Source organism: Sulfurospirillum diekertiae, assembly GCF_011769985.2.
GTDB lineage: Bacteria > Campylobacterota > Campylobacteria > Campylobacterales > Sulfurospirillaceae > Sulfurospirillum > Sulfurospirillum diekertiae.
This window is the reverse complement of sequence record NZ_CP039734.2, coordinates 1,441,630-1,464,041: the sequence shown is the minus strand read 5'-3', so window position 1 is coordinate 1,464,041 and position 22,412 is coordinate 1,441,630. Positions and strand designations below refer to the sequence as shown.

The 22,412-nt window shown below is 38.7% G+C and carries 21 protein-coding genes; 9 read left to right on the top strand and 12 right to left on the bottom strand.

Annotation, left to right across the window (positions count from 1 at the left end; all coding sequences use genetic code 11):
• Positions 1 to 53: 53 nt before the first annotated feature.
• Genes FA584_RS07530 through FA584_RS07500 form a run of 7 tightly spaced genes read right to left on the bottom strand, consistent with a single transcriptional unit; the run spans position 54 to position 7,880 of the window.
• A complete protein-coding gene (locus FA584_RS07530) occupies positions 54 to 416 on the bottom strand; it encodes a thioredoxin family protein (RefSeq protein WP_167749039.1) in 363 nt (120 codons plus the stop codon).
• A complete protein-coding gene (gene bioV / locus FA584_RS07525) occupies positions 413 to 922 on the bottom strand; it encodes a pimelyl-ACP methyl ester esterase BioV (protein WP_167749038.1) in 510 nt (169 codons plus the stop codon). The genes FA584_RS07530 and bioV overlap by 4 nt, the downstream gene beginning before the upstream one ends.
• Entirely contained in the window at positions 909 to 2,570 is a 1,662-nt protein-coding gene (locus FA584_RS07520) for an AAA family ATPase (protein WP_167749037.1), read from the bottom strand. The genes bioV and FA584_RS07520 overlap by 14 nt, the downstream gene beginning before the upstream one ends.
• On the bottom strand, positions 2,557 to 3,801 hold the full coding sequence (gene mtaB, locus FA584_RS07515; RefSeq protein ID WP_167749036.1) for a tRNA (N(6)-L-threonylcarbamoyladenosine(37)-C(2))-methylthiotransferase MtaB: 1,245 nt from the start codon (positions 3,799 to 3,801) through the stop codon (positions 2,557 to 2,559). The genes FA584_RS07520 and mtaB overlap by 14 nt, the downstream gene beginning before the upstream one ends.
• Positions 3,782 to 5,392, bottom strand: a complete 1,611-nt coding sequence (locus FA584_RS07510) for a mechanosensitive ion channel domain-containing protein (RefSeq protein WP_167749035.1) — start codon at positions 5,390 to 5,392, stop codon at positions 3,782 to 3,784. The genes mtaB and FA584_RS07510 overlap by 20 nt, the downstream gene beginning before the upstream one ends.
• Positions 5,385 to 6,431: a 3-dehydroquinate synthase gene (aroB, locus tag FA584_RS07505; RefSeq protein ID WP_167749034.1), complete on the bottom strand. Its 1,047-nt coding sequence runs from the start codon at positions 6,429 to 6,431 to the stop codon at positions 5,385 to 5,387. The genes FA584_RS07510 and aroB overlap by 8 nt, the downstream gene beginning before the upstream one ends.
• Positions 6,432 to 6,476: 45 nt before the next feature.
• Positions 6,477 to 7,880 carry a COG3400 family protein gene (locus FA584_RS07500; protein ID WP_167749033.1) on the bottom strand — a complete coding sequence of 468 codons (1,404 nt, stop codon included), beginning with the start codon at positions 7,878 to 7,880 and terminating at the stop codon, positions 6,477 to 6,479.
• Positions 7,881 to 7,923: 43 nt separating this feature from the next.
• On the opposite strand from FA584_RS07500, the gene tgt reads away from it, so the two are divergent.
• Genes tgt through FA584_RS07485 form a run of 3 tightly spaced genes read left to right on the top strand, consistent with a single transcriptional unit; the run spans position 7,924 to position 10,893 of the window.
• On the top strand, positions 7,924 to 9,045 hold the full coding sequence (gene tgt, locus FA584_RS07495) for a tRNA guanosine(34) transglycosylase Tgt (protein ID WP_167749032.1): 1,122 nt from the start codon (positions 7,924 to 7,926) through the stop codon (positions 9,043 to 9,045).
• Position 9,046: 1 nt separating this feature from the next.
• On the top strand, positions 9,047 to 10,111 hold the full coding sequence (locus FA584_RS07490) for a tyrosine-type recombinase/integrase (RefSeq protein WP_167749031.1): 1,065 nt from the start codon (positions 9,047 to 9,049) through the stop codon (positions 10,109 to 10,111).
• Complete coding sequence (locus FA584_RS07485; protein ID WP_167749030.1) at positions 10,108 to 10,893, top strand: CorA family divalent cation transporter; 786 nt, start codon at positions 10,108 to 10,110, stop codon at positions 10,891 to 10,893. The genes FA584_RS07490 and FA584_RS07485 overlap by 4 nt, the downstream gene beginning before the upstream one ends.
• Here the strand turns inward: FA584_RS07485 and FA584_RS07480 are convergent.
• From FA584_RS07480 to FA584_RS07460, 5 genes are read right to left on the bottom strand one after another with little or no spacing between them, the layout of a single operon-like run.
• Positions 10,890 to 11,390 carry a SixA phosphatase family protein gene (locus FA584_RS07480; protein WP_167749029.1) on the bottom strand — a complete coding sequence of 167 codons (501 nt, stop codon included), beginning with the start codon at positions 11,388 to 11,390 and terminating at the stop codon, positions 10,890 to 10,892. The two genes, FA584_RS07485 and FA584_RS07480, sit on opposite strands and share 4 nt — an antisense overlap.
• Before the next feature lie 46 nt (positions 11,391 to 11,436).
• Positions 11,437 to 11,718 carry a hypothetical protein gene (locus FA584_RS07475; protein WP_087438726.1) on the bottom strand — a complete coding sequence of 94 codons (282 nt, stop codon included), beginning with the start codon at positions 11,716 to 11,718 and terminating at the stop codon, positions 11,437 to 11,439.
• Positions 11,715 to 12,863, bottom strand: coding sequence for an MFS transporter (locus FA584_RS07470; RefSeq protein ID WP_167749028.1), 1,149 nt, complete (start codon positions 12,861 to 12,863; stop codon positions 11,715 to 11,717). Before FA584_RS07470 ends, FA584_RS07475 begins: the two co-directional genes overlap by 4 nt.
• Complete coding sequence (locus FA584_RS07465; protein ID WP_167749027.1) at positions 12,853 to 13,503, bottom strand: response regulator transcription factor; 651 nt, start codon at positions 13,501 to 13,503, stop codon at positions 12,853 to 12,855. Before FA584_RS07465 ends, FA584_RS07470 begins: the two co-directional genes overlap by 11 nt.
• On the bottom strand, positions 13,500 to 15,686 hold the full coding sequence (locus FA584_RS07460; RefSeq protein WP_167749026.1) for a sensor histidine kinase: 2,187 nt from the start codon (positions 15,684 to 15,686) through the stop codon (positions 13,500 to 13,502). Before FA584_RS07460 ends, FA584_RS07465 begins: the two co-directional genes overlap by 4 nt.
• Positions 15,687 to 15,813: 127 nt before the next feature.
• Here FA584_RS07460 and FA584_RS07455 point away from each other — a divergent pair, with 127 nt between their 5' ends.
• The 6 genes from FA584_RS07455 to larE all read left to right on the top strand — a co-directional run bounded on the left by FA584_RS07455 (position 15,814) and on the right by larE (position 22,411).
• The gene (locus tag FA584_RS07455) at positions 15,814 to 17,223 is read left to right on the top strand and encodes a DASS family sodium-coupled anion symporter (RefSeq protein ID WP_087438724.1); all 1,410 of its coding nucleotides are present in this window, start codon (positions 15,814 to 15,816) and stop codon (positions 17,221 to 17,223) included.
• A 159-nt stretch (positions 17,224 to 17,382) separates the two neighbouring features.
• Positions 17,383 to 18,234, top strand: a complete 852-nt coding sequence (locus FA584_RS07450; protein ID WP_087438723.1) for a fumarate hydratase — start codon at positions 17,383 to 17,385, stop codon at positions 18,232 to 18,234.
• 10 nt (positions 18,235 to 18,244) lie between these two features.
• Positions 18,245 to 18,808 carry a Fe-S-containing hydro-lyase gene (locus FA584_RS07445; RefSeq protein ID WP_087438722.1) on the top strand — a complete coding sequence of 188 codons (564 nt, stop codon included), beginning with the start codon at positions 18,245 to 18,247 and terminating at the stop codon, positions 18,806 to 18,808.
• Positions 18,809 to 19,049: 241 nt separating this feature from the next.
• Positions 19,050 to 20,318, top strand: a complete 1,269-nt coding sequence (locus tag FA584_RS07440; protein ID WP_167749025.1) for a lactate racemase domain-containing protein — start codon at positions 19,050 to 19,052, stop codon at positions 20,316 to 20,318.
• Positions 20,319 to 20,415: 97 nt separating this feature from the next.
• A complete protein-coding gene (gene larC / locus FA584_RS07435) occupies positions 20,416 to 21,618 on the top strand; it encodes a nickel pincer cofactor biosynthesis protein LarC (RefSeq protein ID WP_167749024.1) in 1,203 nt (400 codons plus the stop codon).
• Positions 21,602 to 22,411, top strand: a complete 810-nt coding sequence (gene larE, locus FA584_RS07430) for an ATP-dependent sacrificial sulfur transferase LarE (RefSeq protein WP_167749023.1) — start codon at positions 21,602 to 21,604, stop codon at positions 22,409 to 22,411. Before larC ends, larE begins: the two co-directional genes overlap by 17 nt.
• Position 22,412: the final 1 nt, after the last annotated feature.

Sequence of the window (22,412 nt, the reverse complement as noted above, 5' to 3'; positions counted from 1 at the left end):
ACATATTAAAAACAGGATGGATTAATTTTTAACTTTCTTTACATGTAAAAGCATCAAAACCCCAACAATCGCGACTTTGGATCACCTTTTTGCGTATTCACTCCCAGTACCATACTCTCATAAACCGCTTCGGATTTGAGGGCGTATTCGACCCTTTGTTGCTCGCCTTTTTTATTGTAAGTCATACACACGGGTACAGAGCGAATGCCAAAATGCTCACTCACTTTGGGGGCATCATCAAGATTACATGTAAAAAAGTCCACTTCAAAAGTTCCATTTTGTATGACACGTTCTATTCGTGCGTGGGCGATTTTGCATTGACTGCATTGGGTGGTGTAAAATAGAAGAAAAAAGGCACGAGGAGATGGTTTGTCTAAGCGTGTGAAAACGGCGGCTTCATCTAAAGGTTGCATCATTTTAAAATGTGCCCGACGCGTTTGAGGTAGTAAACGCTTGCGTATGGGACAAAAAAATCTTTTACGCTTATTGAATTGATGATAGTGTCACACTCGCCCACATAGACTTCGATATTCACGCCTCGTTCTTTCAAAGCGCGTAAACGCTCCTCATCCCACGTGTAGTGTAAAAGCTCGTTTAACTCTTCCAAACTTCCTTGTTTCAAAAAAGGTTGGATGTCAAACGTGGATGGATACACACAATTTTGCATAAAATTTTGTGTATAAAGATCGCTGTTTTTAGAAAAGGAAAGGGTTTGAAGTTTTTTGAATTTAGCGTCTTTATTCCCGAAAAAGGCAGGTGAGAAGAGTTGGAGGGTGTCGATACGCTCTTTACATGTAAAGGCGTATTCAAACGCTTTAATCGCTCCGTAACTAAACCCAGCGACGGTGAAATCGCTTTGGTTTAGGTACGGTGAAAAGAGTTCTTGCTCGTTTGCAAGGCAAAAACCACTAAAGAACTTCATCGATAATGGCTTTTAAACGCACTTTGGAGATGCTCTCTACACTGTAAAGCTCATCTGAAATTTTGGTGAGAATGGTATTCATACCTTCTAAAAAGTGCTCAAGTTCTGTTTGCGAATTTTCCAAAATAAGTAAGACGTCGTTCTCATAGGGAATGAGTTTTTCACCCATGCCATACACTTCAACCATCTCTTTGGCAATCGCGGTCGCACGACTGAGATCTTCTGTGGCGTTGGTAAATTTTTCATTGTACGCGAGTTTTGTTGCAACCATGCCTGCAAGATAGACTTTGATCCGAGAGAGCATTTGTGTTTTAGATTCGATCTCTCTATCCATATCTTTAAGGCGATCATTGACAATGCTGATTTTGTCAAAATCGATTTCAAACCAGTAAGCACACAGTGCTTTTGCGGCTTGGTAGAGCGCTTGGATTTTCTTCTCTTCATCGGAGAAGCTGAGCACTTTTTTCTTACCCATCAACACTTTTTGACGTACGGCTACAAAGTCGCTGAGTTCTAAGATGGTAGAGCCTCGGCGAAGCGCGTTAATGGCGGCTTCATTGACAAACGTTGCCAGTGCTGCGCCACTAAAGCCGACACTCATATTGGCGAGTTCTTCCAAATTGATTTCGGTTGGTTTGTTGCGCATATACGCTTTGATGATCTCTAAACGATCGTTTTTATCAGGAAGAGAGATGAAAATACGTCTGTCAAAACGACCTGAGCGAAGCAGTGCCTCGTCGATAATGTCAATTTTATTGGTCGCGGCAATGACGATGACGCCACTGCTGTCTTCAAAGCCGTCCATTTCTGTAAGAAGTTGGTTGAGTGTTGATTCGCGCTCATCGTTTCGCATACCACCACGCGCGCGCCCCACGGCATCAATTTCATCGATAAAGATGATAGATGGTGCATGAGCCTTCGCTTGAGAAAAGAGCTCTTTAACCCTCTTTGCACCCATTCCTACGTAGATTTGTACAAAGGTCGCACCGCTTTGGTAGAAGAAAGGCACACTCGCCTCGCCTGCAACGGCTTTGGCGATCATCGTTTTACCCACGCCCGGAGGACCAACTAAAAGCACACCTTTGGGAAGGGTAATGCCATAACGTTTGTAGCGTGCGGGATTTTTGAGAAAATCCACGATCTCTTCAAGCTCTTCCTTGACATCTTGAATTCCTGCGACATCTTTAAAGCTGACGTGTGCCCTGACAGGTCTGATGATGCTACTCATAAATGGATCGTAGCTTGCATAGGCTTTTTGGTTGGTTTCTTGCTCTTTTTTAATATCTTCAGCCCTCTTTTTACGTGCATAAAAAAACAGTGCAAATAGAAGACTTCCGAGCATACCTAAAATAACAAGGTCTTCAAAAAAAGGATTGGATTTTTGGACTTCAATGGGTACTTTTTTAAGAAGTTCTCCAATGTCAATACCATCTTTGATGATGACAAATTGATCGTTAAGACCGTATAGCCATACTTCGTTGTCTTCGACTTTGGCTTTTTTGATCCCACCACTTTCTAATAGTGCATGATAGGTGGGTAGATCAATGATTTTAGGCGTTATACGTAAATACCCAAATGCGAGTAGCACAGCAAATATGCTCAGTGCCATGATGGCAAGCATCAGTTTTTGGGATTTAAAAATGCGCATAATTAGCCTCCTGTTTGATGGCATAGTTTTCAATAGTCACCCACTCTTTTAGAATGTCACGATTACTTTGAATGATGACTTTATTGAAAAATTGGTCGTATCCGACGTAGTGGTCATCTTTATACTCTTCGACTAAGACGTTTAAAGGTATTGCACTATTTTTTTGCCTAAAAGTAATGTTTTTCGACTCTACAAGGGCTTCTATACTCTTAAGTCGCTCTTTGGCAACATCACCTTTGACTTCGGGTTTCATCGTACTTGAAGGCGTGCCATCACGTTTTGAGTAAGTAAAAGCGTGTAGATGTGTGAGGGGAAATTGTTCTAAAGTCGTGAACGCTTCATGCCAAATCTCTTCACTCTCGCCCGGATGTCCTGTGATGTAATCCGTTCCTAGCGCAAAGCCACGCTCACTGAGCTCTTGGAAAAGTTCCAAGTCGCGTTTGACATTGTTGCGTCTTCGCATAAGCTCTAGCATACGCTCAGAGGTGTGTTGAAGCGCTACATGTAAATGTCGCTCCAACCACGGTTCGCCTAGAATTTCTCTAAAACTCTCATCGATCTGCACAGGTTCAATACTCCCCAAACGAATGCGTCTAACTCCCCTGATAGCGCCTAAACGTTGAACGAGTTTTCCCAGAGAACTACCTTTGTCTTTGCCGTAACTGCCGATATTTGTGCCTGTCAGTACAAATTCACCATAGCCATTGAGAGCTAGTTTTTGCACTTGTTCAATGATTTTACTTTCATCTTGGCTTCTCGCATTGCCTCTGACGTAAGGAATGATGCAGTAGGAACACCTAAAATTGCACCCTTCTTGAATTTTGATAAACGCTTTGGTTTTGCCCGTGTATTCGTGAACAATTGTCTCATCTAAAGAGGTGAGATCACCGATTTGATAAAACGGTATCTCTTGTTTGAGAAGCGTATTGATCTGCCCTTTTTCTGAGTGACCCATGACTCCAAAAACTTTGTTTTGGCTAAAAAGACTCTCGCCTTTGCTGATCGCTCCACAGCCTGCTAAAATGACTTTTTTACCCTCTTTGGTGACGTGGTTGATGTAACTTCGCACGCCTGTGTCCGCACCATTGGTGACCGTGCAGGAGTTGACAACAATGATCTGGGCTTCTTGCTCGACTTCGGTCACTTCAAAATCAGTAAGGTTTTCCATCATCACTTGGGTGTCATAGATGTTGGTGCGACATCCGAACGTTTTAAAAAAGACTTTTTTCATCAGGACTCTTTAGTTCATCGGGTGGAAATGAGGGTCGCTCTTGCTTCCCAATATTGATATTATGTGTTTGGTAAGCAATCGTAATGTCATCTTCTTGCATAAAAGCATCAATAATTTCACAGCCAATCGTTCCACGAAGTGAGAGTGCTGCATACGAGTTTGTCATATACCAGCAGTTGATACAAAATCCTTGTGGCTCAACGAATGAAAATATGCGAGGTTCAACGTTTGTGTTTTTAAGGCTGTACTGATTGCGGAGTAAATTGAGCTGTTTGCGTGCAATGTCTGTGTAACCTTTTGAATATTTTTTGGTAATTTCTCGTGCTATATGAACCGCTTTTTTATGGTTTGAACCAAAGGTGATGTAGATGTTAATGCCATCCCAAACAGTGCGCATTGTACCATGTGTATAGTTTGAAATAACCGCAGAGAAAATGAGATTGTTAGGCACAAAGAAAATTCTTCCTGAGCGCGTGTTTTCCATATACGATGTTAAGGTAATGTCTTCAAGTACCGTCATACGCAGGAGTGAAATATCGATAATATCGCCAACATAAGGCAGACCATCTTTTTTAACTTTGATACGATCTCCAACGTGGAAACTGCCCCCAAAAATGATGACCATCCATCCTAAGATGCTCATAAACCAGTCTTTCATCGCAATCGCAATACCCGCAGAGGCAAAACCTAAAACAGTTACAAGGTAGGAGACATTTTCGATGTAGGAAAAAAGTAAAATAAGAATAATCAGTGTGACGTTGGCAAAATTGATAATTTTATTGGCAGTATAAAAACGTTCATTGTCTTTGATATAACGTTTAGCAAAAAATTTGAGTAAAAGCGTAAAAACAATGACAACAACAATGAATATACCGATGTTGAAGGCACGCTTCATTTGTAACGTAATGTCTTGCGTGATACGAATCGTTGCCTCTTCCACTTTCTTTACATGTAAAGAGTAACTGGTACTCGCAATCTCTTGTGCAACGATAAAGGCATTGAGCTCTTTTTGTGCGTCATAGATCATGTCTTCATTGGTAATCATAGGCTCAATTTGGTAAATTTCTTCGATTAGAGCCAGTTTTTCTTTGAGTTTTGTAACCAGTAAGTCTAAACGATCAATTTGTGCCTTATAATCCATACTATCTTGTTTGATCTTTTTGATGTACGAAAGTGCTGAAATAATAGCAAGCGGATTCGTGATTTTTGGGTACGTTTCCAAATCAGTTGACTCAATTATTTTGCTAAAAGGAGAGTTTTTAAACTCTTGCAAAAGTTCGATCTGTTTTTCAAGCGACTCTTGCTTACTGGTCAATCTCTCACGTTTTTCAACAGAAACTTTGTCTTTGGCCGTTTTTACTTTTTTAAGTTCGGCATCGACTGTCGATAACTCTTCGATCAATTTTTGATAACTTAGGTAATTGCCATAACGCTTATACCAGAGATTGTTTTGGATGGTTTCATCAATGGCAGCCACTTTTTGATGGAGAACTTCCGTTTTCATGGCGTCTTCAAGTTTTAAAGTGCTGTTTGTTTCTGCTAAAAGAAGATTACATGTAAAGAAAATCAGCCAAAGAATTTTTTTACACATTGACGTCCTTTAATGCTTCTAAAACAACCTCTTTGGTAATGTTGTTACGCATATCATTGCCACCAATTCCATTGGCTAAAATAAATGTTATTTTGTCATGAGCACTTTTTTTATCTAAGAAAAAAGCATCGTAAAAAGCTTCTGGATCACTGATGTCGTAATGTGTTGGTAACGCGTAATGCTCTAAGAGAGCTTTGATGCGGTTGCCCTCTTCTTTGCTTAACAGCCCCAGTTTTTGTGCTAAAGCGTTTGCCATCACAATACCAATGGCAACAGCTTCACCGTGTAAATAGGTGCTGTATTGAGTTTGGTTTTCGATTACATGCGCAAACGTATGTCCATAGTTTAAAATGGCGCGTATGCCTCTTTCTGTTTCGTCTTGTGAAACAACATCGGCTTTGATAGCGATGCTTTTATGAATGGCCGTTGTAAGATGAGTTTCATTGTGAAGATCGTGTGTTTCAAGCCACTCAAAAAAATCTTTATCAAACGTGACTGCCATTTTGATAATTTCAGCAACGCCTGCGGCAAATTCACGCTTTGGCAAAGTTTTAAGAAACGCACTATCACAATAAACGGCGCATGGTTGCCAGAAAGAGCCAATGAGGTTTTTGCCATAACGGTTGTTGATACCTGTTTTACCACCCACACTCGCATCGACCTGCGCTAAAAGTGTCGTAGGAATTTGAATAAAGCTAATACCACGTTGATAAATTGAAGCAGCAAAGCCTGTCATATCGCCAATAACCCCTCCTCCAAAGGCAATTAAAAGAGATTGACGATCTAAGCGATGTTCAAAACATGCGTCTAAAATAAGATTGAGACTCTCAAAGTTTTTATACATTTCGCCATCGGGTAAAATAACCGTATAAAGTTCTTTGGCAAAAAGTTTTTTTTGGAGTGCTTCAAGGTGAAGAGCTGCTACCGTGGTATTGGTTACGATTAAAACTTTTGTATCAAAAATAAGCTCTTTTAAAGAGTCTATTGTGACGCTATAATCTTTTGAAGTGGTTTTATTTAAGACAACATTGACTTGCATTATCTATCCATCTTTTTTTATTTATCATACTCAAAAAGCACTTAATTATGCATTGATTGGGATAAATAGCTGATAATTATTGGCAAGTTTAAAGTGAAGTTTTTCCATATCTGTAGAGAAAATAGAGAAAAAATTAGCTTCCAAAATTTTGGAACTAAAAGGTATAAATTGCAAAATATTGTTTTTATTGCGAAGTTTTACCAATGGATTTTTATCACTTTGCACCACATCCACTTCACGCCCAAAGATCTTTGAAAGGTTGTCAAAATGCTCAATCAAGCTATTTTTTGCATTTTCATGATCAGGGTTATAGCTGTAGAGTTTGAGTTCAAGTGAGAGTTGGGTTGCCACATCAAAAATCACCGAAGATTCTTGCTCAATTTCATGGGCGTCATTGCTTAGAACTACCCCTTGGTTTAGACCACCAAAGCCACGTTTACCCATCTTAAAAATCGGCAATTTTGTTTTATAGAGTGTACGTTTGTTTTTTTGGAAAAAGTTGTTCATTACGACAATCAAACCGATGTCCATTTTTTCTGTATCTTCACGCAAGACTTTACGTGGGCTGGTCTCAAAATAGTCAATCATAACGTGTATATGGTGATTGCTGTAGCCTTTGATCTTTTCGAGTGTCTTGGAGTACGTCGGGTTGATGATCTTTACATGTAATTTGTTGCTATTAAGTTTGGAGTGCAATAACAAGGCATCATTGATGAGTGTATCAATCTCTGTATCATCCATCCTTAGCATGTCAATGATACAGTAAATACTGCTTCCAAAGGGTGAAGGGAATTGTCCCAATTCTCGTTTGATACTTTTAAAGACACTTTGCAACACTTTAGGATCACCAATCATCAGCAAAAGATCATTCGGAAGAAGCATCAATGCAGGACGCGGTAAAATAAGTGTATTTGAGCGGTAGATGGCTGCAATTTTCCATTTACTCTGCTCAATAGAAGCGAGATGTCGGTAGGCGTAAGAGCTTCCCACAGGCACAGAAACTTCCATGATTTCACCAATGCCAAGTCCAATATTTTGAGCGACAATCGGCGTGTTTGGAAGATGGTCGGTGAAACGAGAAGCGAGAATTTCACGGGAGTTGAGCATCAAAAGACGTTTATCTTCAATTTTTAAATCCCATCTGTCCATGATGACGATGCGCACTTTACTGTCCACGCGTCTAATGTTGGTGTAGGTGGCTTTAACATCCAGTTCATTGGACATAATAATCATGATTTGAAAAAACTGCTCATTGAGAATGATCGCAAGCTTTTCGTAACTTGTAGGATCAAATTCGAAAAATTTAAAATTTTCAGGGCGTTTTTTAGGTATAGTCTCTTCTTTATAGGTCACGATAGTGTAGTTATTTTCTCCAGCTTCGGTTTCCATAACCTTTTCTAAAAATTGTTTTGCTAGAATGCCATCAGCGATGATCAAAATTTTTTTCATTGTAAAAGACTCCCTATAAACTAAAGAGGATATTGTAACTAAAATGGAATTTCAGATAGATAAAACCGATGGACGTGCTCGCGCATGTACGATAAAAACAGCACACAGTACCATACAAACCCCCGTATTTATGCCTGTTGGAACCGTAGGCAGTGTCAAAAGCTTAGACGCTGTTGATATGAGTGAAATGCTTGGAGCTAAGATAATCTTAGGTAATACGTACCATCTTTATTTGCGTCCCAATGATGAAGTGATTAAACATTTTGGTGGGCTTCATGGCTTTACCAAATTTCCAAACAGTTTTCTAACCGATAGTGGTGGATTTCAAGCCTTTAGTTTAAGTGATATTTCCAAAGCCGATGTCAATGGTATTATGTTTAAAAGCCATATTGATGGCTCATCGCACTACTTTACGCCTGAGAAGGTGCTTGATATTCAGTACAACTTTAATTCTGACATTATGATGATCCTAGATGATCTTGTTGCCCTTCCTGCAACCAAAGAGCGTGTTGCTCTGTCCATTAAGCGCACAACCGATTGGGCTCAACGTGCGATTATCTACCATAAACAAAAACAATCTGAGGGTATAGGACTTCATCAAAACATTTTTGCGATCATTCAAGGTGGAACCGATAAGGAATTTCGTCGTATCAGCGCGAATGAGCTGTGTGCCCTACCCTTTGATGGTTTTGCTATTGGAGGGCTCAGCGTGGGTGAAAGCAATGCGGAGATGTATGACATTGTTGAATACGTCACGCCTCTGATGCCAACGGATAAGCCACGTTATTTAATGGGAGTTGGAACGCCTGAGGATTTGGTGGAAAACGTGGAGCGAGGGGTGGATATGTTTGATTGTGTCATGCCAACGCGTAACGCGCGTAACGGTTCACTCTTCACCTCATTTGGAAAAATCAGCATCAAAAATGCTAAGTTTCAAAGAGATGAAGCACCGCTTGATCCTGAGTGTGACTGCTTTACATGTAAACATTACTCGAGAGGTTATTTGCACCATCTTTTCCGCTCAAAAGAGCTGACCTACTTTAGACTTGCGTCTATTCACAATCTTCATTACTACTTGACTTTAATGAAACAGATGCGTCAAGCGATCCTTGAAGGACGCTTTGCTGCTTTTAAAGCAGAATTTTACGCGAAACGAGCCAAATAAAATGCGCTACACGGTGGATGCGAAAGAGCGTTTTGAGTTAAGTTTGCTCTTTTGGCTTGATCGGTTTATTAAGTCGAAACTGACCTCTCTTTCCAACCGCCATGTCGAAGAAAATGCCAAGCTCTCCGCCATTATTGGCGCGCTCAATCATGGTAGTACAACGATGGATGAGCTAAAAAATCTTGCTAAAGAGGCACGTAATATTGGGCTAATTGGCATCAATCTTTTTATCAATCCGCTGGAGAAATTTTACTATTACATTGTACCTATGGGGTTGACGTCTCTTAAAGAGATTGATGAAGAACTTTTGAGTGAATTTCTTGCCTCTCAAACAGGCTCACTCTCCGATGCCACAAAGAAAAATTACCGTATGGCGGTTGTTTCACTCTTTAAATTTATTGACAAACAGAACGAAGACGCTAAAGGTAATTCACATCAATTTCGCATTGAGCTTAAGAACTGGGGCGGTCTTGGTGGTAAAAAAGGTGAGAAACTTCCGGCTCACATGTATAAAGAAGAGCTCTCACGCTTTTTCAAAGCGATCGAGGAGACGGAGTTTAAACCCTATGTTCAGGCAAAAAATAGACTTTTGATTAAGATGATTATTTTTACAGGTATGCGTGTCAGTGAGGCTTTGGACTTAAAACTAAAAGATATGGTAAAAGATGAGGATTATTACATCTTTCAGATTCGAGGTAAAGGCAATAAACCTCGCACGGCGATGATTAAAGTGGAACAGATTGAGCATGATTTGAGCGAATGGATGAGTTACCGAAGTTCTGAAAATCCCCTTTTGTTTCAAAGCCGTACGGGTAAACCTTTGACGCAAGCGTATGTCAGTTATATCATGGATAAAATCCTCATGACGGCGGGGATTAGAAAAGAAAAAAACGGTGCGCACATGTTGCGCCATACCTTTGCAACACTGCTTTATCAAAAAAATAGAGACCTGATTTTGGTGCAAGAAGCACTCGGACACTCTGATTTGAATACTTCCCGCATTTATACCCATTTCGATAAAGAGCGTTTAAAAATTGCAGCTAATACTATGGATGACGTACAATGATACATTTATACGACCAGATCGATCGTTTCCACCTTTTAGATATTAAAAATGCAACTCATCCTTCCATGTTTGTGGAAGAATCCAACTATGATATTTTAATCTTAGCGCTACCCACCTCACGCGACAAAGAGCTTAAAATTGACTCGTATGCTTTTGTGTTCGATGGAACTTCATGCTATTGGTACGATAAAAACGTGCAAGAATTTATAGATTTTAAAACGATGGAAAAAGTCTATGAATTACTGAATGAAAAAACAAATATTGCAATGAAAATGTTAACTTCTTTGCATGAAAGTATTGATTGGATGGAAGAGCAGTTATATGACAATGCTCAGTTGAGTTCATTTATGCGCTATTGGCTTAACACAAAAAAAGATCTCAGTCGAATTAACCGCCTTCTAACACTGAGTGTTGAAGTTTTGGAGAGTTTTATTGAAAGCTATCTCAAAGAAGAAAATTTTTTATCCATTCATTTTAAAGATATTCACGAACATTTAAGTCGTACCAATCGCTCCTCTTTACTGGCAATCGACAAGTTAAATAACCTTTATAATTTTTACACCAGTCGCAATAATGAACGCATGAACAAAACCATCTACCTTTTGACAATTTTCTCTGGAATTTTTCTTCCCTTAAATCTCATTGTTGGTTATTTTGGTATGAATACACATGGATTGCCCCTAGATGGCATCGCTAATGGATCAACAATTGTTGCATTTTTATTGGGATGTTGTGCCATGTTAATGGCGGGAGTTATTTTATATTTTGGTAAAAAAGTTTAATCTTTGAGGTGCTTTTTGGGATAATCAAAAAAGAGAATGTGTCCGCTCTCTTCGGTAATTTCTTTAAAGCTCTCCACCTCAAAACTAATACAAACGATGGCACAGGTAGGAATATTACTTAAAATAGCACCACTTAAACGCTCACCCACTTCGGTGATGGTTGGGTTGTGTGCAATAATAAATATCGAACTATAGTGATCGTCTGTAGCATGGATAAGCTCCATATACTGCTCATATGAACTCTCAAAAAGAGTATCGATAAGTTTTATTTTCTTTTTATCGTAATTCATCTCTTTCACAAGCTCTTTAGCTGTTTTTTCAGCTCTTTTCGCAGGGCTTGTATAGATAATGTCAGGCTTCACATCAAACAGTTTAAGACGCTTTCCCATAAACGCAACATCGCGTTTTCCCCTACTATTAAGGGGTCTTTCAAAATCATCTATGGTTTCATCTTTCCAGCTTGACTTGGCATGTCTGATTAAATAGATTTTTTTCATATGTCCTCTTTTTCGTATGCTCTATTATAGACGACAAAGGATGAGATTAAAATAAAAAATTCTCATTGATCCAATTTAAGACGAGTCTTCGGTTAACCGCAAAGAAAGGAAGTTCTTCTCGTAGGACAATTTCAAGTTTTTTCATCGAATAGTCATCCAATCGTAAATCATCTGCAACGCGGTTCATCATCATGAGCATTTGGGGTGCTGAAGTTTTATCAAATTTTTCACTTCCTTCTGCTTCAAAAAAAGTGGTTTCATTGTAGGTGTTCTTATCGGGTTGATAGTCATCAAATTGTAAAAAATCTTCCTTTACATGTAAACTCACACACGCTCCTTTTTAGGTAGTAAAAATGTTAATAAAAATGCAATCATCGCAATGGCTGCTCCTATAAAAAAGACAGCACTGATAGAATAAATCCAAACAATTCCTAAGGTAAAAGGCAGAAAAACGGCCGCAATATGGTTAATAGCCGAAGCAACCCCTGATGTGACAGCAATATCTTTAGGGTCGGCTATTTTTTGAAAATACGTTTTTAAGGCAATAGCAATAGTATAAAAGAGATTATCTAAGATATAAAGCGATACTGCCATCGTTTGTGATTGTACCAAACCATAAAGGATAAAAATGAGAACAATTGAAATATATTCTAATTTTAAGGAAAGCGTTTCACCAAAGCGTTCTATGAGTTTTCCTGCGTAAGGTGCGCAGACCATATTTAAAATCGTATTGACAATGAGAAGTAAAAGCATATTTTCAACAGTAAAATGAAACTTCTCTACTAAAAGAAATCCTGCAAAAACAACCACAATCTGACGGCGTGCTCCGGCAAGAAAAGTGAGTACATAAAAAAGCCAATATTTTTTGCGTAGAAACAGCTTGGTTTCTTGGACAATATCGTCTTTAAAATGTTCAAACCCGATCCATGTTACGATGGCTAAAAGCATAGTGATTCCACCGCTGAGCACATAAACAGCGATATAGCCTATATCAAAGATTTTCATCATAACATAAAGTATTGCCAACGTAAAGAGTGCTATAAAAGATCGAAGGGCTGAGATTTTACCAAGAAAAGAAGGCGCTTGATCTTTACTAATCCATTGCAGTGAAAGAGAACTATGTAATGTTTCAAGATAGTGAAATCCCACAGACATAATCAATGTTGTAACGTAAAGTCCGATGACTGAAGGGAAAAAACCTGTCAAAAGTGTTCCGAGTCCTAAGAGTAATAAAGAGAGGTAAGCCGCTGTTTGTTGACGAAAAATTATCAAAACAAAGACAATGCTAAAGGCTAGGAGCCCAGGAACTTCACGAATACTTTGCAGTAAACCAATTTTTTCACCATCAAACCTAGCCATTTCAACCACAAAGTTATTTAAAAGAGCATTCCATGTCGTAAAAGCAATAGGAACAGCAGCCGCTAAAAGATAGAGAAGTTGCTCACGTGTAGCAAAGAAAGATTTAATGTTCATAATGTAGGCGATACCCTATACCACCTTGATTTTCTATAGTATCTTCAGGGAGTTTTTTGCGAAGGCGCTTGACGAGTGCCCTTATATTTTCGGTCGTTGTAAGTTCTCCGCCCCAAACATACTGTTCAATGCGTTCGAAAGAGATGTTTTTATTGAGATTTTTAGTAAAAAGATTGAGCAGTAAAATCTCTTTTTTGGCAAGCTTCACCTCTTCTCCTTCTCCATAAAGAAGAATTTCTTGCTCCATAGAGTAGCTAAAACCTTCAGGAAGTGAAACGAGACAAATTTTTGGTTTGCAAAGTTTTTCGATTTTAGTTTCTAATTCGTACATGTAAAAAGGTTTTTTGAGATATTCATCGCACCCTTTACTGTAAGCCTCTTGAATTGTATCCAACTCAACATTGGCACTGATGATAATAGCGGGTGTAGAAGCATCCATAACACGGATCTCTTTTAGCAGGCTCAGACCATCAATACCAGGGACATTGATATCTAAAATAAAACAATCATAGCCATTATCAATGGCCTTTAACGCTATTTTCCCATCTTTAAAAAGGTCAATACGGTACTTTTTCTGCTCAAGTGCTTCAACCATAAGGTTACCGAGTCGTTCATTATCTTCAAGTATCAATATTTTCATGCAGCTCCCTTGGCTTTTTTAATGGTAATGCAGATTTGTGCACCATTCTCTTTTTGTTTAGCAATAATTTTTCCACCCATTTTATCTTCAATAATCAAACGTGCCATGTAAAGCCCGAATCCATCTCCATGCTCTTTGGTACTCATAAAAGGGTCAAAAATAGATTCAAGTTTACTTTTTTCAATACCACAACCATCATCGCTGATGGAGAGATAGATATGCGTGTCATCATTGCTTAACTCAATTTCAATGATACCATCTGTATTCTTACTCTCTCTCTTTTTCACAATACTATCTTTTGCATTATTAATGATGTTTAAAACACATTGTTTAAATTCATTAGGATAACCAAAAGCTAAGAGTGGCTCTTTGGAGGGTTGGACAATATTGATCGTAATGTAATTGTACTTTACATTATGATTGACAACACTTAAAAGGGTATCGATGGCTTCACGTACATCAAAGGCTGTCTGCGTGGATGAAGGCTTAATGAATTGTCTAAAATCATCAATCGTATTGGACATATATTTTACTTGCGTCATAATGTCATCGACAACTTTCTGAGTATCTTCTTCCCCAAGAACTTTTTTACGGCGTTTATAAATGAGTTCTTGCGCAATAGCGGAGATTTCGACTAGAGGCGTTTTCCACTGATGGGCAATACTGGCGATCATTTCACCCACTTCGGATTGTTTTGAACGCTGGATAACAAACTGTTCATGGCGTTTTCGCTCTGTTTCAATACGTCTTTTTTCTGTGACATCGGTTAAAATGGTGACAACGCCTGCTTCTTGGTTGTTTTCATCGGTATAGTATGTCCTTCGAACCGAAAAAATAATTTTGTCTTTAAATGGCATTTTCATAACAATCTCAGCACTAGTGGGACAATCAAGGGGAACCTCTTGAATTTTATCGCAAAAACCAGGCATGATTTCTTGAACATTTTTACCAATGATATCAATTTTATCACGCTCAAGGATTTCACAGAGAAGATCATTACATCCCAAAATCTTACCATCATTCGCTTTCCAAAAAATGGCACTTTGGATGTTATTTAAAAGTACATAATCCAATTTTCCTTGACGTAAGAGCTCTTTTTCCAATGAGATACGTTTAATAATATTTAAAACCAAAATAGTGGTGAGTAAAAGGAGTAATGGCATAAGTGCAAAAGCATTTTCAACAAACCTACGGTGTTTTTCATAAAAACTTTCAACACCATTAATGACTTCAGCAGGACTTGGAACATCGCTAAGGGGTATACCGTATTTACGTAAAATATTATTATCAAAAAAATAACTGCTCGAAGGTGTTTCAATAGGAACTGAAGCAATCTTTTTGCCATTAATAAGCTCAAATGCTTTTTTCGCAGCCAATGCTCCTTGATCATAAGGGTTGATCATGTACCCACCAATGATACCTTCTCCTAAGTGAATATGATTCAGTGCAAAAACAGGAAATTTTGAGCGTTGGAAAAAGGATCTGAGTCTATGATAAGGTATATAAACCCCATACATATCACGGTAAAAGCTGGTAAAAAGAATGACACTATGTTTAGGAAGTTTGTCAATTTTTTCGTCAATTTTATTAAAATCAATTTTGTTGTCAAAGACCACACGGAATTTATCTTGAAAATTATTGGATTCATCAATAATCTGTTCTTTAATGGCGAGAGAAGAATAAGCATCATCACTGATAATATAGACCATCTTTGTCGCAGGGAAGAGTTGATAGATCAGTTCTAGGTTTGTACGTATATCTTTGTATTCAATAACCCCCGTTACATATTTTTTGAGATACGTATCTAATTCTTTAGGGTTAAAGTTCTCCACACCACAAAAAATAACGGGGGTGTTTGGAAAAAGTTCACGGTGGTATTTTAAAACAAAATCATAGGCGTAGTTATCGGCAACGATGATGGCATTATATTGACGATTACGAAATTTCTTTCGATAAAGATCCAGTAATTCATCAAAATAGTTTTCTGATTCGATCTTTTTACTATCCATATACTCAGTAGTAAGTTCATATTGTGGATGTTTAAGCATAATATCTTCAATACCACGTGAAATTCCATCACTCCATTTGAGTCCTTTATTATAGGAATGTATTAATAAAATTTCATCACTATATAAAAAAGAGCTGTAAAAAAACAATATGATTAGAATTTTTAAGTATTTCATAAGTTTAATGCCTTGTTTTTTTGTAATTCTATCAAAAAAGTCTCATTTATATCTCTTTTATCGCCATATAATTACATCAGTCTTAATTATGAGATGTTGAGTAAAATTTATTGATGGAGGTTTCGCGATGTCGAAAAAAGCAATATCCATGCTGATCCCAGTATTGGTAGTGTTAGTTGTGTGGTTTATCCCTGCTCCTGAGGGATTGAGTGTTAATGCATGGCACTTTTTAGCAATTTTTCTAGGAGTTGTTGTAGGTCTTGTTCTTGAACCAGTCCCTGCTGCACTTGTTGGTTGGATTGGTGTGTGTTTAGTTGCCTTACTGGGCATTATTGATCCCAAACCTGCTGAGGGTATTAAGTGGGCACTTTCTGGCTTTTCCAACTCTATTATTTGGTTGATCTTTGCCGCATTTATGTTCGCTGCAGGTTATCAAAGAACAGGTCTTGGTAAAAGAATTTCTCTTATCATGGTTAAATTTATGGGTAAAAGTTCACTCGGTCTTGGCTATGCTGTGGCATTTGCTGACCTCCTTCTTGCTCCATTTATGCCATCAAATACCGCAAGAAGTGGTGGTACGATTTTCCCTATCGCGATCAACATCCCACAAATCTTTAACTCTACTCCCGAAAATGAGCCAAGAAAACTTGGTGCATATATTACTTGGGTAGCAATGGCTGCAACATGTGTGACAAGCTCTATGTTCTTGACAGCACTTGCTCCAAATCTTTTAGCGATTGACCTTATTGCTAAAAGTGCAAAAGTGACCATTGAATGGGGAGCATGGGCAAAAATCATGATTCCATTGATGTTACCTCTTTTCTTATTAACTCCATTGTTGGCATACATCGTATATCCTCCAACACAAAAAAAATCTCCAGAAGCACCAATTTGGGCTGCTAATGAACTTAAAAAAATGGGAGCTATCTCATTTAAAGAGATTATGATGTTGTTGTTTGCTGTGCTAGCACTCGTTCTTTGGATTTTCGGTAAAGAATTGCATATTGATGCTACAACCGCAGCGATCTCTATTGTTGGTTTAATGGTTCTTTGTAACGTAATCTCTTGGGATGATATTATTGGTAACAAAGGTGCTTGGAACGTTTTAGTATGGTTCTCCACTCTTGTTGCACTTGCCGGTGGTTTAGCCAAAGTAGGCATCCTTAAATGGATTGGTACCTTAGCAGAATCTTCTCTAACAGGTCTTCCTCCAATGACATTGATGATTTCTATGCTTGTTGTATTCTTCTTGCTACACTATTTCTTTGCAAGCGTTACAGCACATGTTTCAGCGTTGGTTCCTGTCTTTGCATTGATCGCTGTTAAATTTATTGCTCCTGAGCAATTACCAGCATTTTTGATTCTTTTCGCAGGAAGTCTAGGTATTATGGGTATTATCACTCCATATGGTACAGGTCCATCTCCAATTTGGTACGGTGCTGGTTATATTTCACAAGCACGTTGGTGGGCATTGGGTGCACTCTTTGCTGTGATTTATCTTGCCGTTTTACTTCTAGGCGTATTCATTTTTGTATAATGTTATAAGGTACATCCCCTTTGTGGGATGTACACTTTTACAGATCTTTACATGTAAAGATCTGTAGAGGTGCCCTCCTTTTAAATGTAAAATTGAACATTGCACCTCTACGCTTAGTACTATGTGTGTGACAAAAACTAACTTTTTCGGAGATGAAAAATGAGAGAAATTAAGTACGAAGAGATCGTCAAAAGTGTAAAGGATATGATCCTTTATAGTGCAACCAACTTGCCAAAAGATGCTTACAAAGCGTTGGAAGATGCATACAAAACTGAAAAAAGTGAAGTATGTAAACAAGTTCTTAAACAAATTTTGGACAATGCGGACATCGCAGCCAATGAAGCAAGACCTCTTTGCCAAGATACGGGCTTAGCCGTCTTTTTTGTCAAAGTCGGTGAAGATGTTAAGGTTGTTGGTGGTAGTTTGAAAAAAGCGATCAACGAGGGAACAGAACAAGGCTATAAAGAGGGTTACTTAAGAGCGTCTACCTGTCATTGGGACACCCGTGCAAACTTAAAAGATGAAATCGGTTACAACCTTCCAGCGGTGATTCACTTTGACCTTGTTGAAGGGGATGTATTAGACATTGAATATGCTGCAAAAGGTGGCGGTTCTGAAAACGTTTCTCGCGCAACCGTATTTGCTCCTGCAAAAGGAAGAAAAGGTATTGTTGAATACGTTAAACAAGTCATTTCAGATGCAGGTCCAAATCCTTGTCCTCCATTAACTGTCGGTGTTGGTATTGGTGGAACCTTTGAAAAAGCGGTTATCTCTTCAAAACATGCTCTCTTTAGAGAACTTGGAAGCAAAAATCCAGATCCAGTTTTGGAGTCAATGGAAGAAGAGTTAATGGTTCTTCTTAATAACTTAGGTATTGGTGCTATGGGAATGGGTGGGACAAATACAGTTCTTGGCGTTCATATTGAGAAAAACCCATGCCATATTGCGAGCTTGCCAGTGAGCGTTAACGTTCAATGCCACAGTTCACGTCACATGCATATCAAGCTATAAGGAGAAAATTATGAGCAAAACTTATCATTTAACAGCACCACTTAGTGAAGCAGATGTAGTACAACTTAAAGCGGGCGATATTGTTTATTTAACAGGTGTTGTCTATACAGCACGTGATGCAGCACACAAAAAATTAGTTGATCTTTTAGATGCAGGACAAGCACTTCCTTTCGATATGAAAGGTGCAGTAATTTATTTTGTTGGACCAACTCCTCCAAAACCAGGCGATCCAATCGGTAGTGCAGGTCCTACAACGTCATACAGAATGGACTCATACTCACCAAAACTTATCAATGAGCAAGGTCTTAAAGGTATGATTGGTAAAGGTAAACGTAGCCAAGAAGTTTTAGATGCATGTGTTAAATCAAAAGCCATTTATTTTGGTGCAACGGGTGGTGCGGGTGCACTTCTCGCACGTCAAATTAAAAAAGCCGAAGTGATTGCCTATCCAGAACTTGGCCCTGAAGCCATCAGAAGACTTGAAGTCGTTGATTTTCCTTTAACGGTTATTAATGATACCTTTGGTGCAGATCTTTACAAAATGGGTCGTGCACAATACGAAGTGTTCTCATAGACCTTCATTATGAAAATGAGAGCCGCTAGGCTCTCTTGTGTTCTTTTACTATTAAAATTTTATCAAAATCTATTTAGAATTTTTGTCTCAGAGTTTTTTTGATAAATTTTTCTTTTTTTTGTTTTAACGGTGATAAAATATCACACATTAAAGATTATATTGTTTTGTTGGTTAGATAATGTGTGTAGTTGACTTAATACGAAGAGTTTCAAAATATATAAACGGTGATAAAGGATAATGTATGAAAGTTAGTGTGGGCTATGGAAAGGACGAAAAATTTGAGTTGGATATTAACGATAAACAGTTGGTAGGTGTATATAATCCAAATGGTGTTCCCAAAATTGATTACAATAAAGCGATTGATGATGCCTTAGCCAATCCTCTTGGGAAGGAGAGTTTTGATCATTTTAGTGATACCAATGAACGTATCGTTTTTATTGTCAATGATGGTACGCGCCCTACTCCAACGCGAAAAGTGCTTGCGCGCATCTATCCCAAAATTAAAGATAAAGATATTTATTTTATTGTTGCAACGGGGTGTCATAGAGCACCCACAGAGGAAGAGTGGCATTTTATCTTAGGTAAAGAGATATACGAAGATCTCAAAGCAAAAAATCGCCTTTGGAGCCATGATTCGCACAATGATGCAATGGTTTACCTTGGCAAATCGACTAATGGGACAGAGATGTATCTCAATAAAATCGTAGCGGAAGCTAAAAAAGTGTGTGCCATTGGTTCGGTTGAACCACATTATTTTGCAGGCTACACAGGTGGACGAAAAGCGTTTTTACCCGGTGTTGCAGCATACGATACGATCCAGCAAAACCATCTTTTAGCGCTTCATCCCAACGCGCAAGCCCTTTCTTTAAAAGGTAACCCTGTACATGAAGATATGATGGATGCGATGAGCGTACTTCAACATATTGATGTCTTTGCCATTATGACCGTTTTAGATAGCGACCACGACATCTGCGCGGTTACTGCGGGTGATTTGAGTGATTCCTTCTATGCTGGTATTGATAAAGCAGATGAAGTTTTTTGTGTAAATATCCCCCAAAAAGCGGATATTGTTATCTCTGTTGCTCCGTATCCTATGGACATTGACCTTTATCAGTCTCAAAAAGCACTTGACAATGGGAAATTGGCGCTTAAAGACAAAGGTATACTCATCATGGTAGCAAAATGCCGTACTGGTATTGGCGAAGAAGGATTTTTTAAACTCATGAGTTCCGCACATTCAGCTCAAGCGGTGTTGGATAAAATCAAATGTGGCTATAAACTGGGTTACCACAAAGCGGCTAAAATGGCGGAGATTAACCTTTGGGCACAAAGTTGGGCGGTGAGTGAACTCAGTGATGAAGAGATGAAAGCGGTACACTTAAAGCCATACCATGATTTACATGTAGCTCTCGCTGATGCCATTAAAGAAAAAGGTGAAAATGCCAGCATTATCGTGCTTCCTTTTGGTTCGATTACCGTTCCAAAATTGTTAAATAATAAAGAGGGCTAAAGGCACATGGGCTTTCTACGCAAGATTACCTAGTGTTAACGTAGGTTTTAGAGCTTTGCTTTGCAACCTACGTCAAGAATAGAAATAAGGATTGATGATGAGAGTTTTGTACTATGACTGTTTGAGTGGTATCAGTGGCGATATGAATCTTGGCGCACTTCTTGATGTGGGTGTGGAAGAAGCCTATCTTAGACAAGAACTCTCAAAACTCTCTTTGGACTCTGCCTTTGAACTCGTGATTCAAAAAGCTAGTAAAATGGGCATTGGTGGAACAAAAGTAACCGTCAAACTCACACCTCAATGGCATATACATGCACATCATCATGAACATCGAACATTTAAAAGCATTGAAGCGATCATTAACAACAGTACCCTTTCTCCAAGCATCAAAGAACGAAGTCTTAAAATGTTTTGGATGGTGGCAATGGCTGAGGGAAAAATCCATGGTAAAGAGCCACAAGAGGTAGGCTTTCATGAAGTGGGGGCAGTTGATTCTATCGTCGATATTGTAGGCGCTGCGATCTGTTTGGAAGCTTTACATGTAAAGAAGATTATGGCTTCAAAAATTGAGCTTGGTGGCGGGTTTGTGCAATGCACACATGGCATGCTTCCTGTGCCTGCTCCTGCAACGCTTGAGATTTTACAAAATGTGCCTGTAACGTTAGGTCGCGTGACATTTGAAACAACGACACCTACGGGTGCAGCAATCATTAAAGCCAATGTGGATGTTTATGAGAAGATGCCCTCTTTGCTAATTGAAAAAATCGGCTATGGCATTGGCCATAAAGATTTTTCAATTCCCAATGTATTGCGTGTTTTCTTGGGTGAAGAAGAGGAAGCGGCTCTTCTTGAAGAGGTGGTACTAGAAACCAATATTGATGATATGAGCCCTGAAATACTTGCATACGTACAAGAAAAACTTTTTGAAGCGGGTGCTAAAGATGTCTATACAACCGCTATTACAACTAAAAAAAATCGTTTGGGTGTGAAGTTAAGCGTTTTGGTTAGTCAACAAAAAGAGGCAAAAGCGATGGAAATTATTTTTGCTGAGACTTCTTCCATTGGACTGAGACGCTCACTTGTTCACAAAATTATGTTAGAGCGTGAGATGAAACGTGTTGGTACACCCTTCGGTGAAATTAGTGTGAAATGTGTTTTTTTACAGGGGAAAATGCTCAAATATAAAGCGGAATACGAAGAGTGCAAACAAGCAGCTCTCAAACATAATGTACCAATTTTAAAGATTTATGAGAGTGTAACTATGGCAATGAAAGATAAAAAAGATGACTCAAAAATATGAACATTTAAAAGAGATTATTGCTTCCTATGAACGTCTTATTGTGGCGTTTTCTGGAGGTGTTGATAGTAGCTTTTTACTTAAAACTGCATACGATGTTTTAGGATCTAACGCTTTGGCTATCACCGTTTCGACTCCGTATATTGCCACATGGGAAATTAATGATGCTAGGCGAGTTGCTCAGGAGATTGGTGTTTCACATTTGGTGATGAAAAAGCCTTGGATTGATGCCATTCGCCACAATCCTGAAAACAGATGTTATCTTTGTAAGCACGCCCTATTCTCTTCTTTAGGTTCTTTTGCAACGGAACACAATTTTAGTGCCATCGCTGAGGGTAGTAACGTGGATGATATTTTGGAGTATCGCCCCGGACGTGTTGCTCTTGGAGAACTTGGTATTAAAACACCTCTTTTAGATGCAGGATTGAGTAAAAAAGAGATTCGCGCTCTTTCTCAAGAACTTGGACTGAGTACATGGGATAAGCCTTCTTATGCGTGTTTATTGACTCGGTTTGCGTATGATAAGCCTATTGCAGAAGGAGCTCTCATGATGGTAAGTGAGGCAGAAGCGTATATGATCGCGCAAGGGTATCCCCAAATGCGCGTTCGTTATGAAGAGGGTTTAGCACGTATTGAAATGCCTCAAAATGAGGCTATTCGCCTTTTGAATGATAGCCATTTAAACGAGGTAACGGAGCATCTTAAATCGCTTGGATTTTTACATGTAACGTTAGATCTGGAAGGCTATCGACATGGTTCTGTTGCAGAGTCATTAAGTATTTTGGAAAAGGTATGAT